The sequence below is a fragment of the Halorubrum sp. SS7 genome, assembly GCF_005435055.1.
Lineage (GTDB): Archaea > Halobacteriota > Halobacteria > Halobacteriales > Haloferacaceae > Halorubrum > Halorubrum salinarum.
In genome coordinates, this window is the sequence record NZ_SGXV01000011.1 from 25,481 (window position 1) to 38,956 (window position 13,476).

The 13,476-nt window shown below is 66.6% G+C and carries 13 protein-coding genes; 4 read left to right on the forward strand and 9 right to left on the reverse strand.

What is annotated here, in order from left to right; all coding sequences use genetic code 11:
* Positions 1-186 precede the first annotated feature (186 nt).
* Complete coding sequence (locus EXE44_RS11270) at positions 187-3,438, reverse strand: BGTF surface domain-containing protein (protein WP_137717213.1); 3,252 nt, start codon at positions 3,436-3,438, stop codon at positions 187-189.
* A 642-nt stretch (positions 3,439-4,080) separates the two neighbouring features.
* Here EXE44_RS11270 and tnpA point away from each other — a divergent pair.
* Both tnpA and EXE44_RS11280 read left to right on the forward strand, forming a co-directional pair.
* On the forward strand, positions 4,081-4,470 hold the full coding sequence (gene tnpA / locus EXE44_RS11275; protein ID WP_137717214.1) for an IS200/IS605 family transposase: 390 nt from the start codon (positions 4,081-4,083) through the stop codon (positions 4,468-4,470).
* Between the two features lies 1 nt (position 4,471).
* Complete coding sequence (locus EXE44_RS11280) at positions 4,472-5,626, forward strand: RNA-guided endonuclease TnpB family protein (protein WP_137717215.1); 1,155 nt, start codon at positions 4,472-4,474, stop codon at positions 5,624-5,626.
* 465 nt (positions 5,627-6,091) lie between these two features.
* On the opposite strand, the gene EXE44_RS11285 is transcribed toward EXE44_RS11280, so the two are convergent.
* Both EXE44_RS11285 and EXE44_RS11290 read right to left on the reverse strand, forming a co-directional pair.
* Complete coding sequence (locus tag EXE44_RS11285) at positions 6,092-6,826, reverse strand: bacteriorhodopsin (protein ID WP_137717216.1); 735 nt, start codon at positions 6,824-6,826, stop codon at positions 6,092-6,094.
* The gene (locus EXE44_RS11290) at positions 6,819-8,402 is read right to left on the reverse strand and encodes a methyl-accepting chemotaxis protein (RefSeq protein WP_137717217.1); all 1,584 of its coding nucleotides are present in this window, start codon (positions 8,400-8,402) and stop codon (positions 6,819-6,821) included. Before EXE44_RS11290 ends, EXE44_RS11285 begins: the two co-directional genes overlap by 8 nt.
* Positions 8,403-8,582: 180 nt before the next feature.
* Between EXE44_RS11290 and EXE44_RS11295 the strand changes: the two genes are divergently transcribed.
* Positions 8,583-9,032 carry an acyl-CoA thioesterase gene (locus EXE44_RS11295; protein ID WP_137717218.1) on the forward strand — a complete coding sequence of 150 codons (450 nt, stop codon included), beginning with the start codon at positions 8,583-8,585 and terminating at the stop codon, positions 9,030-9,032.
* 2 nt (positions 9,033-9,034) lie between these two features.
* Here the strand turns inward: EXE44_RS11295 and EXE44_RS11300 are convergent, their stop codons facing one another.
* A complete protein-coding gene (locus EXE44_RS11300; RefSeq protein WP_137717219.1) occupies positions 9,035-9,904 on the reverse strand; it encodes an ABC transporter permease in 870 nt (289 codons plus the stop codon).
* Positions 9,901-10,956, reverse strand: a complete 1,056-nt coding sequence (locus tag EXE44_RS11305) for an ABC transporter ATP-binding protein (protein ID WP_137717220.1) — start codon at positions 10,954-10,956, stop codon at positions 9,901-9,903. Before EXE44_RS11305 ends, EXE44_RS11300 begins: the two co-directional genes overlap by 4 nt.
* Before the next feature lie 56 nt (positions 10,957-11,012).
* Between EXE44_RS11305 and EXE44_RS11310 the strand changes: the two genes are divergently transcribed.
* Positions 11,013-11,471 carry a hypothetical protein gene (locus EXE44_RS11310; RefSeq protein WP_137717221.1) on the forward strand — a complete coding sequence of 153 codons (459 nt, stop codon included), beginning with the start codon at positions 11,013-11,015 and terminating at the stop codon, positions 11,469-11,471.
* A 27-nt stretch (positions 11,472-11,498) separates the two neighbouring features.
* On the opposite strand, the gene EXE44_RS11315 is transcribed toward EXE44_RS11310, so the two are convergent.
* From EXE44_RS11315 to EXE44_RS11330, 4 genes are all read right to left on the reverse strand, one after another.
* On the reverse strand, positions 11,499-11,858 hold the full coding sequence (locus EXE44_RS11315) for a type II toxin-antitoxin system PemK/MazF family toxin (RefSeq protein ID WP_137717222.1): 360 nt from the start codon (positions 11,856-11,858) through the stop codon (positions 11,499-11,501).
* The gene (locus tag EXE44_RS11320; protein ID WP_137707053.1) at positions 11,858-12,124 is read right to left on the reverse strand and encodes an AbrB/MazE/SpoVT family DNA-binding domain-containing protein; all 267 of its coding nucleotides are present in this window, start codon (positions 12,122-12,124) and stop codon (positions 11,858-11,860) included. The genes EXE44_RS11315 and EXE44_RS11320 overlap by 1 nt, the downstream gene beginning before the upstream one ends.
* A gap of 106 nt (positions 12,125-12,230) precedes the next feature.
* Complete coding sequence (locus EXE44_RS11325) at positions 12,231-13,175, reverse strand: ABC transporter substrate-binding protein (RefSeq protein WP_137717223.1); 945 nt, start codon at positions 13,173-13,175, stop codon at positions 12,231-12,233.
* 51 nt (positions 13,176-13,226) lie between these two features.
* Positions 13,227-13,412 (reverse strand): hypothetical protein, encoded by a 186-nt coding sequence (locus EXE44_RS11330; RefSeq protein ID WP_121563736.1) that lies wholly within the window; start codon positions 13,410-13,412, stop codon positions 13,227-13,229.
* Positions 13,413-13,476: the final 64 nt, after the last annotated feature.

Consider the following 13,476-nt stretch of genomic DNA (forward strand, 5'->3'; position numbering starts at 1 on the left):
ACGTAGTCTTGGCGGCTGTCCATCGAGTCGGATTCAGTGGGTCTTCCGAGAATTGAATCCTCGATCTGACGAGCGCCACCGCTCGCTGTCGCTCAGTGAGCAGCGCGATAAAGAAAGACCGCGTGTGGGTCGACCCGCGAGGGCCGATGGTTGGAAGCTACGAGTCGCGACCGTCAGGCAACGATGTTACTCGTTGCGGCGGGTCGCGAGCAGCGCAGCGGCGATGAGCGCGACGAGCGCGACGATGGCACCGAAGCCAGGCGTCTCGCTGTCGGAGGAGCCGTCGGATCCGTCACTACCGTCGGAGCCGTCGGAACCGTCCGAACCGTCGCTACCGTCGGAGCCATCGGAGCCGTCGGATCCGTCACTACCGTCGGAACCGTCCGAACCGTCGCTACCGTCGGAGCCGTCGGACCCGTCGTCCGCGGCTTCGAGGGTGAGCGTGGCGGTCTGCTCGTCGTCGTCCGTGAAGACGCCGTGCTCGTACTCACCAGCGTCGAGACCGGACGTGTCGACGTCCGCGAACTCGACCGTGGTGGACTCGCCACCCGCGAGGGTGACCTCCTGACTGGCGACCGCGTCACCGCCGACGCGGAACTCGACAGTCTGGGTGACCTCCTGGCCACCAGTGTTCTCGACCGTGGCCGTCACGGTCAGCGCGTCGCCGACCGTCGCGGTCACGTCCTGCGGGTTCAGCTCGGAGACTTCGAGGAAGGCGGCCTCGCCGACCGTCTCGACGACCGTACCGTCTTCCTCAGCCTCGAAGGTCGCCTGCTGCGCGGTCACGGTGAACGTGTCGTTCACCGAGGCCTCGCTCAGGTCGAGACCCGTCGCCTCGAACGTGCCGTCGGCGCTGACGGTCACGTCCTCGGCGGTCTGGACGAAGCCGGGCGAGACGTCAGAGTCGGAGCGCACGCGCACGTTGAACTCCTGACCGGGCGCGACGTTCGTCGTACCCGTGATGGACTGGTTCTCGGCGGCCTGCACTTCGACCGGCGTGTCGAACTCGCCCGTGGCCTCTTCGACGACGAAGGAGGCCGAGGCGGACTCGTAGAACGCTTCGAGCCCGTCATCGTTGTCTTCGAGTTCCTGGCGGTCGGGGCTGAGGAGCCGCTCGTCGCGGACCTCAACGGTCACTTCGAACCCGTCGTCGAAAGCGACGTCACGGGAGCCGACCGTCTCGATGTTCTCCTCGTTGAAGGCGATGAAGTACTCGCCCTCAGTGGAGATGAACTGAACGTTGTCGTTGCTGATCATGCTGCCGATGGCCACGACCTTCGGGTCGCGGTTCGGCGCAGTCGTGTCAGACGTCTGCTCGATGGTGACGTTGACTGCGTTCGAGGTGACAACGTTCTCGAAGCTACCTTCCGCCTGGATGGCACCTTCGAGACCGGTCGCGGTGACCTGGTGGATGAGGACGTCGCCCTCGGTCAGGGAGTCGGTCTCCTGGACGAGGTCGTTCTCGACGCCGCTCGTGATGTCGTCAACGTTGTCAACGTCTTCGAAGACGTCAGCCGAGGTCGTCCACAGCTGGAAACTCTCGACGGACCGCTCTTCGAGTTCGAGGTCGCCGACGGCATCAACGTCGTCGTCGTTGATCGCGGCGGCGTTCTCGCTGGACAGCGCGAGCGGGTACGTACCCGTCGCGAGCATGTTCGCGAGGTCGTCAACCGACTCGTTGAATCCGGTGACCTCAGCGTCACTGTCTGCGTCAGCGACGTACGCGAGGTCAGCACTACTCAGAGTGCTGGTGTTGCCAGCGACGTAGGTGTTGAAGGCGACCGTGACACTGTCCTCGCCACCGGAGTCGACGGTGATGTTGGACTCGTATCCAACCTCATCGTCGTCGCCGACGCGGAGGGTTGCGGTCTCAATGTCGCCCTGGAAGTTGATTGTGATGTTCGCAGTGTCACCGCGCTCCTCAGTGATGAAGCCCTGTTCGAAGGAAACGTCGCCCTCGGGGGCTTCGTTGATGTCGAAGTCACCGGACTCGGCGGTGACTGCCGAGTTGACGTCAGTAACTTCGATCGTGTAGGTACCCGTCTCGCTCTGGGTACCGAAGTCGACGGAGACCTCACCGTCACTGTCAATCGTGGCATCGACCGTGTCGACAACGTCGCCGTCAGAGTCGAGCAGGTCGGCCGTGATCTCACGATTGATCGTATCGGACGTGACTGTCGCAGTCACGGCGTCGTTGGTGGTGAAGTTACCCTCGTCGGCCTCTACGCTGAGACCGAGGCTGCGGATGTTGAGAACGACTTCTTCGTTAGCCGAGTTGGTGATGTTGTATTCACCAACCTCAAAGTCGTCCGTATCGAGGACGTAAATCTGGCTGTTCGAACCGGAACCACGGGTCCGGCTGACGCCGGGGCCGTCGATGTCGAACGCGTCGTCCTCAGCACCTTCGATCGCGACGTTCTCACCGGAGAACGCGTCGAAGAAGTCAGACTCGGCCACGCTGTTCGTGGGCGTGTAAACCGTGGACGGCGCGAAGGTCACGTCGAACGTGTCGTCGATCGTGTTTCCACCGTTGTCATCAACGCCGGAAATGGAGACGTTCTGGACGTTGTTGTAGACGGTGTTCGACGTGTTGACGAACAGTTGAGAGCTGGACGCACCAGCTGACGTGGCGCTACCGAGGTTCAGCGTGTTGCCGTTGTCAAGCCCGACAGTAATGTCGGAATTAGCGATCGTACTCGTGTCGACGTTCTCGTCGAAGACGAGTTCGATCGTCGCACCGATACTGCTGTCACCGCTGACGTAGTGGGTCGCCTTCTGTAGGTTCGGCGCCTCACCATCGTTCAGCGTGAGAGCGGAGCTCGCTGCGGAGGTCGAGGTGTAACTCGGCCCCGAGAACGCCTCAACCGTGGATCCGGATTGGGCGTCACTGAGAAGGTTGACAGTGGTCGTAGTTGACAGAGTGTCACCGTCAACTTCCGCGTCGGAAGTGAACGTGACGACGACGTCAATTACTTCAGATCCACCGTCGTCGAGGACAAGCTCGTCCTCGCTGTCACTGTCGGTGTCGGTGTTAGAGAACGCACCGTTCGAGCTAAATTCGGTGCTGCTCGTACCGAAGCGGACATCACTGAGGCTGGAGACAGAGTCGTTCGTCGCGATGGTCTGTCCCCCAACGACCAGCTCGATCTGGTCAACGTCAGCCGCAGTGATGGCACCGCCGCCAGTTTTGGCGACGCTAATGTTGTCAATCTCTACCTGATTACCATTACCACCGTTAGCGTCAGCAACGGTGATATTCTGAATTGTTGCCGATTCTCCCGGACCAGCACTGACTGCGGTGCTGCCTTCCGTAATGGAAGCGCCCGTGGTTGCTGCAGCGGCACTACCCGCGAAGCCAGCAGCAAACATGGACACGACCATTACCGCCGCGAAGAAGACCGCATTAGCCTTCTTGCGCGTATTTGTGTCGTTTGTCATTGTTGAGTTGTGTTCTGCGTCGCGACAGCCTGCTTTGTCCGCGTCTGGGTCGCCCGCTCGTCGTCGCCAACTATCTCGTCGGAGGGCAACCGGACTCGACTCGGATTACTCGCTTCTTGTCGCATTATGGGGTAGGGGCTGCGTCAGTGTGTTGAAGCGGTTACTATAAATGCTTTGTGTGGTCCTTCGAAGTGTGTGAACGCATCTCACAGACGTTTCAGGGCGTGAGACGCCCGTTTTCGAAACTGGATCCGATCGAGGTGGAGGGTATCTGGTTGGTGGGGTGTAATAAAAGGTGTCGGCTGGGGAGGTGCCGGTGGAATCTACGTGAAACACGTCGCGTCAAAGACTGCCGGTTGTCGTCCTCTGAGCCGGCTTTAGGCATAACGTGGCCGGTGTCCTGCGACGAGAATATCTGGCTTCTTGTCGTCGACAGACCCCGTCAGCGCGGGTGGTCGTACACACCGCGAGGGGACGCTGGGGGAATCCGACCGAGAGCGGTTACTGTGGCAGCGAGGCGAAAGATCACGCGTTCACAGATGGGATGAAGCTGGCAACTGGGACTCTACCTACGTCCGTAACCACGGTTGTAACCAGATGCTTGCGTAACATCTTTAGATAAATAATATCTATATGACGATGATGCCTCGTGGGTTCGACAGGGAACGTACCGAGATCCACAAACTTCGGTACCACTTTGTTTGGTGCCCGAAGTACCGCAAGCCGGTGCTTGAGGGCGAGGTACGTGACCGTCTCGAAGAACTCATCGAGGACAAAGCCGACGAACTCGGGTTAGAGATACTGGAGTTATCGATTCGCCCCGACCACGTACACCTGTTCATTACCGGCGACCCGACACTCGCCCCGAACAAAATCATACAACAGGTCAAGGGCTACTCCTCGCGCCAGCTCCGCGACGAATTCGATTTCGGCCTTCCCTCGCTGTGGACGCGCTCGTACTTCGTCTCAGGTGCGGACGACGTGTCCAGCGGGGTCACCGAGGAGTACATCGACGCCCAAGCAGGTGCGTAGTATGGAGCGGACCCTCTCGACCACGGTGCGGGTCAAACTCCACTCGCTGACCAACAGGAAAGCGGAACTGCTCACTCGTGAGTACGAGGCGTTCCAGACCGAAGTACACGGCGGAGACGCCGACCTCTACTCCGCGACCAAGCAGCAGGCGTCGAAGGTTCAACAGCAGAAAGACCCGAACCCAGGCACGGAACAACCCGTCGTCCTCCGGAACGACGTATTCGACGTGTCCCACGACGCGGATACCGTTCTCTCGTCGTGGTGGGTGAAGGTTCCTGTCTACGACCCCGAGCGCGGACGGGGCAACTCCATCTGGTGTCCAGCACACGTTCCACACAAGGACGAACGACTCGTCCGCGAGGCAGAGATTCGAGACAGCGAACTCGTGCGCCGTGACGGTGACTGGTACGTCCATCTCGTCGTCAAGCGGTCTGTGACCGTGGCCGACGAGTACGACGATGTATTGGCGATCGATATGGGCGCGCGGTGGGTCGCTACCTGTGCGTTCCTCTCCGATCGCAAGACCACATTCTACGGCGAGGAAATCCGTCGTGTCCGCGAACACTATAAACAACTGCGGAAATCGATCGGGAAGTCGAAGCCGCGAGGAGGACAGCAGGTCGTCGGGCGTGTCGGTGGCGCTGAGGCGCGAAAGGTGGACGACCGCCTCCACAAGATTTCGCGCCGAATCGTGGAGGACGCCGAAAGACGGAATGCGGTGATCGTCGTGGGCGACCTCAGCGGGATTCGCGAGGACAACGACAAAGGGCGGTACGTCAACGACAAGACCTTCAAGATGCCGTTCGCCCGCCTGCTCAACTACATCGAGTACAAAGCTCACGACGCAGGCATCGACGTACAGGTGGTCGACGAATACGGCACGTCGCAGACGTGTAACCGCTGTGCGCGCGAAGGTATCCGTGAGACGCAGGGGCGATTTGAGTGTCCTGAGTGTGGGCTGGACGACAGCGCCGACAAGAACGGTGCGCTAAACATCGGCAAGCGAGCCTTGGGCAAGTTCTCGAAACCGCTGTCCGAGGCGGGGGCCGTACTGGCACGGCCCGAAACGCAGGTCATCGTCCGCCGTGACGAGGAACCTGCGAACCTCTCCGTTTCCGTGGATTCAACCTCCAGTGGGGGAAATCCACGGTCGTAACTGTGGGAGGATGTCAGTCGCGTTGTGTCGCATTGGTAATAATTTCTGTATTTCTTATTAATACAATTAAATAGATCATTTGTGTGGTTCCCCGAAGTGTGTGAACGTGTCTCACAGGCATCTGAGTGGGGTGAGACGCCCGTTTTCGAATTCGAACCTGAACTCGGGTTCCACCGATCACGGGGCTGCGAAGAGCCCGGCACCTGCCGCGAAACTACTCCGCTGGCAGCGAGCGTGGGGTCGGCGCGGACCGCCACCGAACAGAATAAACTGTTCGCGCAACTATCAGACGGTGGAGCGTTTTCGCTCCCGTAAGCGACCGGGCACGGTAGGGGATTTCGCCCGGTCGCGTGCGGTCGATACTACTCACCGGTAGCGGGTACGCCCTGCCCGGCTCCGAGACGGAATCGCGGGAAGGAGGTTGGTCGCCTCGCGTGTGTGTGCGCAAGGAGTAAACAGAGGAACTCAGTCGGCACTCGCCGCCGCTCCGCTCTGCCCCCGTCCGGGCGACCCGGCGGTGTCGCTCGCGTCCTCGTCTACCTCCGCCGCAAGCGTCTCCACGTTCGCGAACACGAAGCCGGCGAAGCCGACCCGGAGCAGGAGGTCCAGATACTCCAGCGTGACCGCCGCGGTGAACTGATCGAACAGCCCGGCGATCTGGAGCATCGCCCACGCGATCAACACGCCGAACGCGAACAACGAGAGGTTCCGCGTCTTCTTGAAGAACAGTTCGCGGGCGGGCGGCTGCCGCGCCGCCGCGCTCGCGAGCGGGCCGAAGAACAGCCCGAGCAAGATGACGTAGCCAACGAGGATCGCGAGGGTGCCCGCGGTCGCGAGCGGCCCCGCGAACACCGCCGCGACATCGTAGCCGAGCCGCATCACTGCGGTGAGCGCAACCACGCCAGCCACGTACCGCTGACTCGCCCCCGAAACAAACGCCGCGAACCCGAACAGGAACGGGTACGCCACGTAGTCGGAGAGCAGCTGGCCGGCCTCCAGCGTCCCGTTCGCGACCGCGAACGTGCCGATCCCGGCGGCCCACGTGCCGATCCCGACGCCCGCGAGCGCCACGACCGCGACGAACGGGTAGCAGTACCGCCGCAGGGCGGGGGGCTTGCGCCGCGCCAGCGCGAGCAGCACCACGGCAGAGATCGCGTACACGCCCGCGGAGGCGAAGCGCACCGTCGACGGCTCAATCATCGGCGCTCACCTCCGCGTCGCCGGCGGTCGGACTCACGGCGGCCCCCGCCGCGCCGCCGGCCTCCCCCGCGTCCGATCGCGTCTCGAACTGCGCGAGCCGCTCCGTGAGCGACGCGGTGCGCTCGGAGAGCGCGGTCGCCGTCTCCGCGAGGTCGCCCACCGTCTCCGCGGTCTGGTCGGCGGTCTCGGCGAGCGTCCGGGCGCGGTCGGCGGCGTCGGTCGCCGAGCCGTGGACGGCCTCGACGCGGGCTGCGACCGACTCGATCCCCTCGGCGCCCTCGTCGGTCGCCCGCGCGATGTCGCCCATCGCGACGTCGACGTCCTCGACGGTACCGGTGAGCTCCTCGATCGCCTCGCCCGCGGCCTCGACCGCCGCGGTCGTCTCGTCGAGCTCCGTCATCGTGCGGTCCATCTCGCCGGCGACCGCCGACACGTCCTCGGTCACGTCGCCGATCGTCGCTTCGATCTCCGTGGTGGACTCGCGGGTCTCCTCGGCGAGCCCCTTCACCTCGTCGGCGACGACCGCGAAGCCGTCACCGTCGCCGCCCGCCCGCGACGCCTCGATCGAGGCGTTTAACGCGAGGATGTTGGTCTGCTCGGCGATGTCGGCGATCACGTCGGTCGTCTCCGCGACGCCGTCCATCCGGTCGTCGAGGCCGGCGACGAGGTCGTCGAGATCTTCGAGGAGGTCGGCGATCGCGGCGATCGCTTCGACCGCCTCGGTCGCGCGCTCCTCGCCTTTCTCGCCCAGCTCCGCCGCGGCGCTCGCGTCGCCGGCCACCTCGTCGGTGGTGGAGGCGATCTCCTCGACGGTCGCGGAGAAGTCGTCGGTGTCGTTGGCCGTCTCCCGTAACCGCTCGGTCTGCGCGTCCAGCTCGTCGGCCAGCTCGCGCATCTCGGCGGCCACCTCCTCGTTCATCGCGGCCACGTCGTCGGCCTCCGCGGCCATCTCCTCGCTCGTGGCCTCCACGTCGCCCGCGAACGCCTGGATGTCCTCGACGGTCGTCGAGAGCCCGCCGGTCATCTCGTTGTACGCGGCCGTGATGCGCTCGATCGCGTCGACCTCGCTGTCGGCGTCGAGCCGACGGGTAAGGTCGCCCTCGGCGGCGTCCTCCATGGCGCCGCCGATCTCCTCGGCGCGCGTCAGGAGGGTGTCGGACAGCTCCTCGGCCTCCTCGCGGGCCGCCTCCGCTTCGGACTGCGCCCGCTCGGACTCGGCGACCGCGTCCCGGAGCGACCGCCGCGTCTCGTCGAAGGCCTCGAAGAGCCGCCCGATTTCGTCGCCGCGGTCGGAGGTCGCGCTCGCGTCGAACTCGCCGCGCCCGACTGCCTCCGCGGTCTCCGTCAGCCGCCGCAGTTCGACCGCGACGTTCCCGATGAGGACGATGCCCAGTAGGCCGAGGTTCAGCGTGACGACGACGCCGACCGACGCCAGCGCCGCCGTCGCCGCCGCCGCGGTTCCGACCGTCGCCACGTGCCCCGCGAAGAGGGCGATGAAGCCGAGGGTCACGGCGAGCGTCAGGAGGACCGCCGCCCCGACGCGCCGCCCGTACCGTGCGGTGATCGCGTTCAACATCTGTTGTTCGTCCGAAGAAAGCTACCCTATTTAGGAGTAAAGGCCAAATTATATGAGCCGATAATTCGGTATGCTCGCGGACGCGCCCGAGCGGAACCGCTGCGACGCCTCGGAACGCCGGGTTCGAACGCCTCTCAGGCCGGGGGCGGTGTTTTTCCCGCGGCCGCGCGACGGGGGCCCATGCCCAGCGTCAGCGAGACGTACATCGAGAACCGCCAGCGCGTCCAGCCCACTCACACGAACAACTACGCCTCCGCGCACGGGGGCAACGTCGTCAAGTGGATGGACGAGATCGGCGCGATGTCCGCGATGCGCGCCGCCGGCGAGACCTGCGTCACGGCCAACATCGACGAGCTCGATTTCAAGCGGCCCGTCCCGCAGGGCGACACCTGCGTCATCGAGTCGTACGTGTACGCGGTCGGGCGCACGAGCCTCCGGACGCGGATCCGCGCGTACCGCGAGTCCCCGCGGACGGGCGAGCGCGAGCTCACGACGGAGTCGTACTTCGTGTTCGTCGCCGTCGACGCCGACGGCAGCCCGACGCCCGTCCCGGAGCTGGAGGTCGCGGGCGAGCGCTGCCGCGAGCTCCGCGAGGAGGCGCTGGCCGGAGAGCCGGACGAGGACCGGTGAGGTCAGTAGTCGCCGAGCACGCCGAGCCGCCGCGCCCGCCCCGTCGCGTACTGGAAGACGAGGTACCCGCCGACCAGGTAGCCGACCGCGACCGCGACGAGGAGCGCGAGGTCCGCGAGCGGGAACTCCCACAGCCGCACCCCGTCGACCATCACGCGCTGGAGCATGGCGCTGCCGTGCGCCAAGGGGAGCACGCGCGTCCACGGGAGGTCGAAGACGGGCGCGGAGATCAGCGCGACGAACCCGAACTGAAGCAGGTTGAGCCAGTTGCCGATCCGCTTGTATAACACCGTCACCCCGCCCGCGGCGAAGCCGAGGCCGAGCACCGAGACGATCGACAGCCCCGCGACGACGACCACCGTCACGGGCGCGAGGCTGAGGCGCGTCCCGGTCGCGACGAGCATCACGGCGAGGATCACGGCGCTCGTGAGGAACGTCCGCACCACCTTCGCGACCCCCTTCAGCAGCGCGACGGGCGCGAAGCCGAACGGCGTGGTGATGTGGCGTTCGAGGGTGCCCCACTGCACCTCGCTGCCGATGTCGTTCGACACCGACGAGTACGCGCCCACCGACAGCGTCCACAGGAAGTAGCCGACGACGATCCCCTCGATCGAGTCGGCGAGCGCCTGCCCGGCGAGCAGCTGGCCGCCGAGGAACAGCGCGGCGAAGAAGAACAGCGACACCACGATCCCCCCGATCGCGTTGGCCGGGTACCGCACGAAGATGAGGAACTCCCGGTAGAGGACCGCCCGCGCGAGGTGGTAGTAAGTGGCCGGCCGGGGGTCGTCAGTCGCCCGCGCACCGTCGGCGGCGTCGGCGTCGCCGGTCGGCTCCGCCGTCGACGCCGGTCCCGCGGAGGCGTCCCCGCTCACGGTGACTCACCTCCGAGCCCCGACCCCGTGCGTTCTAAGAACACCTCTTCGAGGTCGGGCTGGACCGTCCGGATGTTCGAGACGGTGACGCCGGCCGCCCGGAGCGCGTCGGTCAGATCGTACAGCCGGTCGCCCCCGGCCGCGACCGTCACCGCGGGCGGCTGCGCGTCGCGGTCGACGCCGACGACTTCGAACGCCTCGCGCAGGCCCTCGACCGTCTCCGGCGTGAGGTCCGGGCTCGCCACGCAGACCGCGTCGCTCGCGGCCGCGCCGAGCAGTGCCTCGACGGTGTCGTCGGCGACGATCCGCCCGTTCGACAGCATGACGACGCGGTCGCACACCGCCTCGATCGTCGTCATGTCGTGGCTGCTGACGACGATGGTGAGCCCCTCCTCGGCCGCGAGCCGGCGAAGCTCCGCCCGGAGCGTCCGCGCGCTCTCGACATCGAGCCCGAGCGTCGGTTCGTCCAAGAACACGAGTTCGGCGCCGCCCGCCAGCACGCTCGCGAGCGACACCTTCTGTTTCATTCCCCGCGAGAGATCCCGGACCGGCGTGTCCGCCTTGTCCGCCAGGTCGAGGCGGTCGAGCAGGCGGTCGTGACGCGCCGCCACGGAGTCGGGGGCGACCCCGCTTATCGTCGCGAAGTAGCGCAGGTTCTCGCGGACCGTGAGCCGCCAGTAGTCGTTGCGCGCGCCCTCCAGCATCGCGTCCACGTCGGCGTAGGCCGCCCGGCGCCCGTCGCGCACGTCGGCGCCGAACACCCGGACCGAGCCCGCGTCGGGGATGACGATGCCGAGGGCGCACTTGATCAGCGTCGTCTTGCCGGCGCCGTTCGGACCGAGCAGGCCGACCACCGACCCGCGCTCGACGGTGAGGCTTACGTCGTCGACGGCGACGACCGCGTCGTCGCCGTCGCCGAACCGCTTCGTGAGCCCCTCGACCGCGAGGGCCGGCGGGCCGGGCTGGTCGTCGGGCGGTTCCGCGCCGCCGTCCGCGTCCGTCTCGTCGCGCTCGCGGGGACCACCGCGCGCGCTCGTCGCGCTCCGTGCCATCGCCCTCTGGTACGGGCCGGCGGCGGATATATCCGCGCTCGCCGGCGACCCCTGGTGTGGACCTCGACCGCTTCGCCGCGGACGCCCCGGACGACGACGCGCCCGGCGACGCCCGCGTCTGCGTCGTCGCGACCCGGCCGGACACGTTCGAGCGCTGCCGCGACGGCTTCTACCCCGCGCCGCGCTCGTACGACCGCACCCGCGGCGAGTTCGACTACATGGCCTTCTACCGCACCGCGCCGGTGTCGGCGATCACCCACTACGCCCGCGTCGTCGACCGCACCGAACAGGCGCGCGGCGACCCCGGACCGATGGACGAGGGCGACTGGGCGGCGCTCATCGACCCCTTCTCCGAGGAGCGCGTGGTCGTCGTCTTCGCGTTCGACGACCTCGTGCCGCTCGATAGCCCCGTCGAGAACGACCTGAACGGCGTGCGCGGCGCGTGGTACTGTTCGGTTGCCGACCTGCGCGAGGAGACGACGCTGTCGGGGTTGCGCGACCGGTCCGAGACCTGACCGGTCGGCGGAGACGGGCGTCGCCGTTCAGATCGCCATGAGCCCGAGGCTGTATTCGAGGGCGGTGTCGACCTCGTCCAGCCGTTCCTGCGGGATCGATCCGAGGTTCTCCGTAATGCGATGCTCGATCGAGACGGTTCGAATCTGACTACAGAGCGCGACGGAGTCCTCCCGAAGCGCACTCTCCTCGGCCGGGACAAGTACCTCGAACGGGTACAGTTGGTCCCCGAACGAGGTGGTGAACGGGACGACGATCGTCGTCGGCGCGTTCGCGTTCCCGATGTCGTTCTGAACGACGAGACACGGCCGGGTTCCCCGCTGTTCGGACCCCCGTGTCGGGTCGAGTTCGACGATGACCACGTCGCCTCGGCGGACGGAGACGACCATTACCACTCCGGGGCGTCGCCGAGGTGGTCGTTCGCCTCGGCCGAAACGCCCTCCAGCTCTTCCGTGAGGTCGCCGTCTCGGTGGGCTCGCCGGCGGTACCCCTCCGCGATCTGCTCTCGGGTGACCGATCGCTCGATGACGAGCTTTCCCCCTTCTTCGTGAATCACGACCTCGTCACCGCCCTCAATGCCGAACCGCTCTCGAAGCTCCTTCGGAATCGTCACCTGACCTCGTTCACCGATTTTTCTTCGCGCGTCGTTTTCCATACATATTCATATCGTATTCATACTCGTAAGCCCTTCGGTGGGAGCGGAGAGTGCGTTGCGACCGCGCCGGCGCTCCGTCGCGACGATTTGGCGAGCCGCCGTCCGCTCACCCGCCGTCGGGACGGACCGACGGCCTCGCGGTCATGTCCCCGCGCGTGACGCGGTCCCGCTCGTCGGGCGCAGTCGGGGCGTGGTCGGGATGAAGACAGGCAAACAGCGTTTCCAGCGAGTCGACAAGCCGGTGGCTCGGCCGGTTGAACAGGGCGTTGCCGTCGACGGCGTAGACCCGACCGTCCGCGACCGCTCGGAGGTCGTCGAACCCCGGCCGGTCGGCGAGGTCCCCGACTGCGTCGACGGCGCGGTCGCGGTCGAAGCCGCAGGGCGCGACGACGAGCACCTCGGGGTCGAACTCGCGCACGTCCGCCCACGCGACCGGCTCGGAGGGGCCGTCGGGCTGGAACGCGGGGTCGCCGCCCGCGATCTCGACCATGTCGCGCACCCAGTGGCCCGCGCGGATCGGCGGGTCGGTCCAGTCGAGGACGGCGACGCGGGGGCGTCCCTCCTCGGCGACCGCGCGCTCGGCCCGCTCGCGGACCGCGTCGACGCGCTCGCGGAGGTCGGCCCGGAGGTCGCTCGCGGCCGCCGCCTCGCCGACCGCGGTGCCAACCCGCTCCACGTCGTCGAGCGCGTCGCGGAAGGAGTGCGGGTCCAGAGCCAGCACCTCGGGCTCAGGGTCGAGGCGCGCGGCGGCCACGCGGACCTCGGTCGCGTCGACCGCGCAGACGTCGCAGGTCGCCTGCGTGACCAGGAGGTCGGGATCGAGCGCCGCGAGGCGGACCTCGTCGAGGTCGTACACGGCGCCGTCGACCTCGCGCATCTGTGCGTCGATGTCGGCCGCCGAGCGGTCCGCGTGGTCGACGACCGTGCTCGTCAGGGTCGGCAGGTCGCGGGCGGCGGGCGGGTGGTCGCAGCTGTGCGAGACGCCGACCGGTTCGACGCCGAGCGCGAACAACGTCTCCGTGGCCGAGGGGAGGAGGGAGGCGACGCGCATACCGGAGAGGAGGCGCTCGGGCGACTAAAGTGAGGGGCCCGACGTCGGTCGCTACCGGGCCGGGAGCCGCGCGAGGACTGGCCGCGCGACCGCGTAGCCGACGTAGAGCAGCACGCCGGCCGCCAGCGCGAACGACGCCGTCCGGAACCACGCCGCGGTCGGCGCGTCGAGCGAGTTCAACAGCGTCACCGCGAGCAGCGTGCTCAGGAGGAGGAAGCGCGCGTCTCGCGTCTCCATATGCCCCCGTCTGTCCGTCGGGCGGAAAACTCTCCCGCTCCCGCGGGCTGGCAGGTCGAGACCG

What these genes read in the sequence shown, in the direction of transcription:
- EXE44_RS11270 (WP_137717213.1), bottom strand. Translation starts at nt 3,438, where the DNA reads ATGACAAACGACACAAATACGCGCAAGAAGGCTAATGCGGTCTTCTTC.
- tnpA (WP_137717214.1), top strand. Translation starts at nt 4,081, where the DNA reads ATGCCTCGTGGGTTCGACAGGGAACGTACCGAGATCCACAAACTTCGG.
- EXE44_RS11280 (WP_137717215.1), top strand. Translation starts at nt 4,472, where the DNA reads ATGGAGCGGACCCTCTCGACCACGGTGCGGGTCAAACTCCACTCGCTG.
- EXE44_RS11285 (WP_137717216.1), bottom strand. Translation starts at nt 6,826, where the DNA reads ATGATTGAGCCGTCGACGGTGCGCTTCGCCTCCGCGGGCGTGTACGCG.
- EXE44_RS11290 (WP_137717217.1), bottom strand. Translation starts at nt 8,402, where the DNA reads ATGTTGAACGCGATCACCGCACGGTACGGGCGGCGCGTCGGGGCGGCG.
- EXE44_RS11295 (WP_137717218.1), top strand. Translation starts at nt 8,583, where the DNA reads ATGCCCAGCGTCAGCGAGACGTACATCGAGAACCGCCAGCGCGTCCAG.
- EXE44_RS11305 (WP_137717220.1), bottom strand. Translation starts at nt 10,956, where the DNA reads ATGGCACGGAGCGCGACGAGCGCGCGCGGTGGTCCCCGCGAGCGCGAC.
- EXE44_RS11315 (WP_137717222.1), bottom strand. Translation starts at nt 11,858, where the DNA reads ATGGTCGTCTCCGTCCGCCGAGGCGACGTGGTCATCGTCGAACTCGAC.
- EXE44_RS11320 (WP_137707053.1), bottom strand. Translation starts at nt 12,124, where the DNA reads ATGGAAAACGACGCGCGAAGAAAAATCGGTGAACGAGGTCAGGTGACG.
- EXE44_RS11325 (WP_137717223.1), bottom strand. Translation starts at nt 13,175, where the DNA reads ATGCGCGTCGCCTCCCTCCTCCCCTCGGCCACGGAGACGTTGTTCGCG.
- EXE44_RS11330 (WP_121563736.1), bottom strand. Translation starts at nt 13,412, where the DNA reads ATGGAGACGCGAGACGCGCGCTTCCTCCTCCTGAGCACGCTGCTCGCG.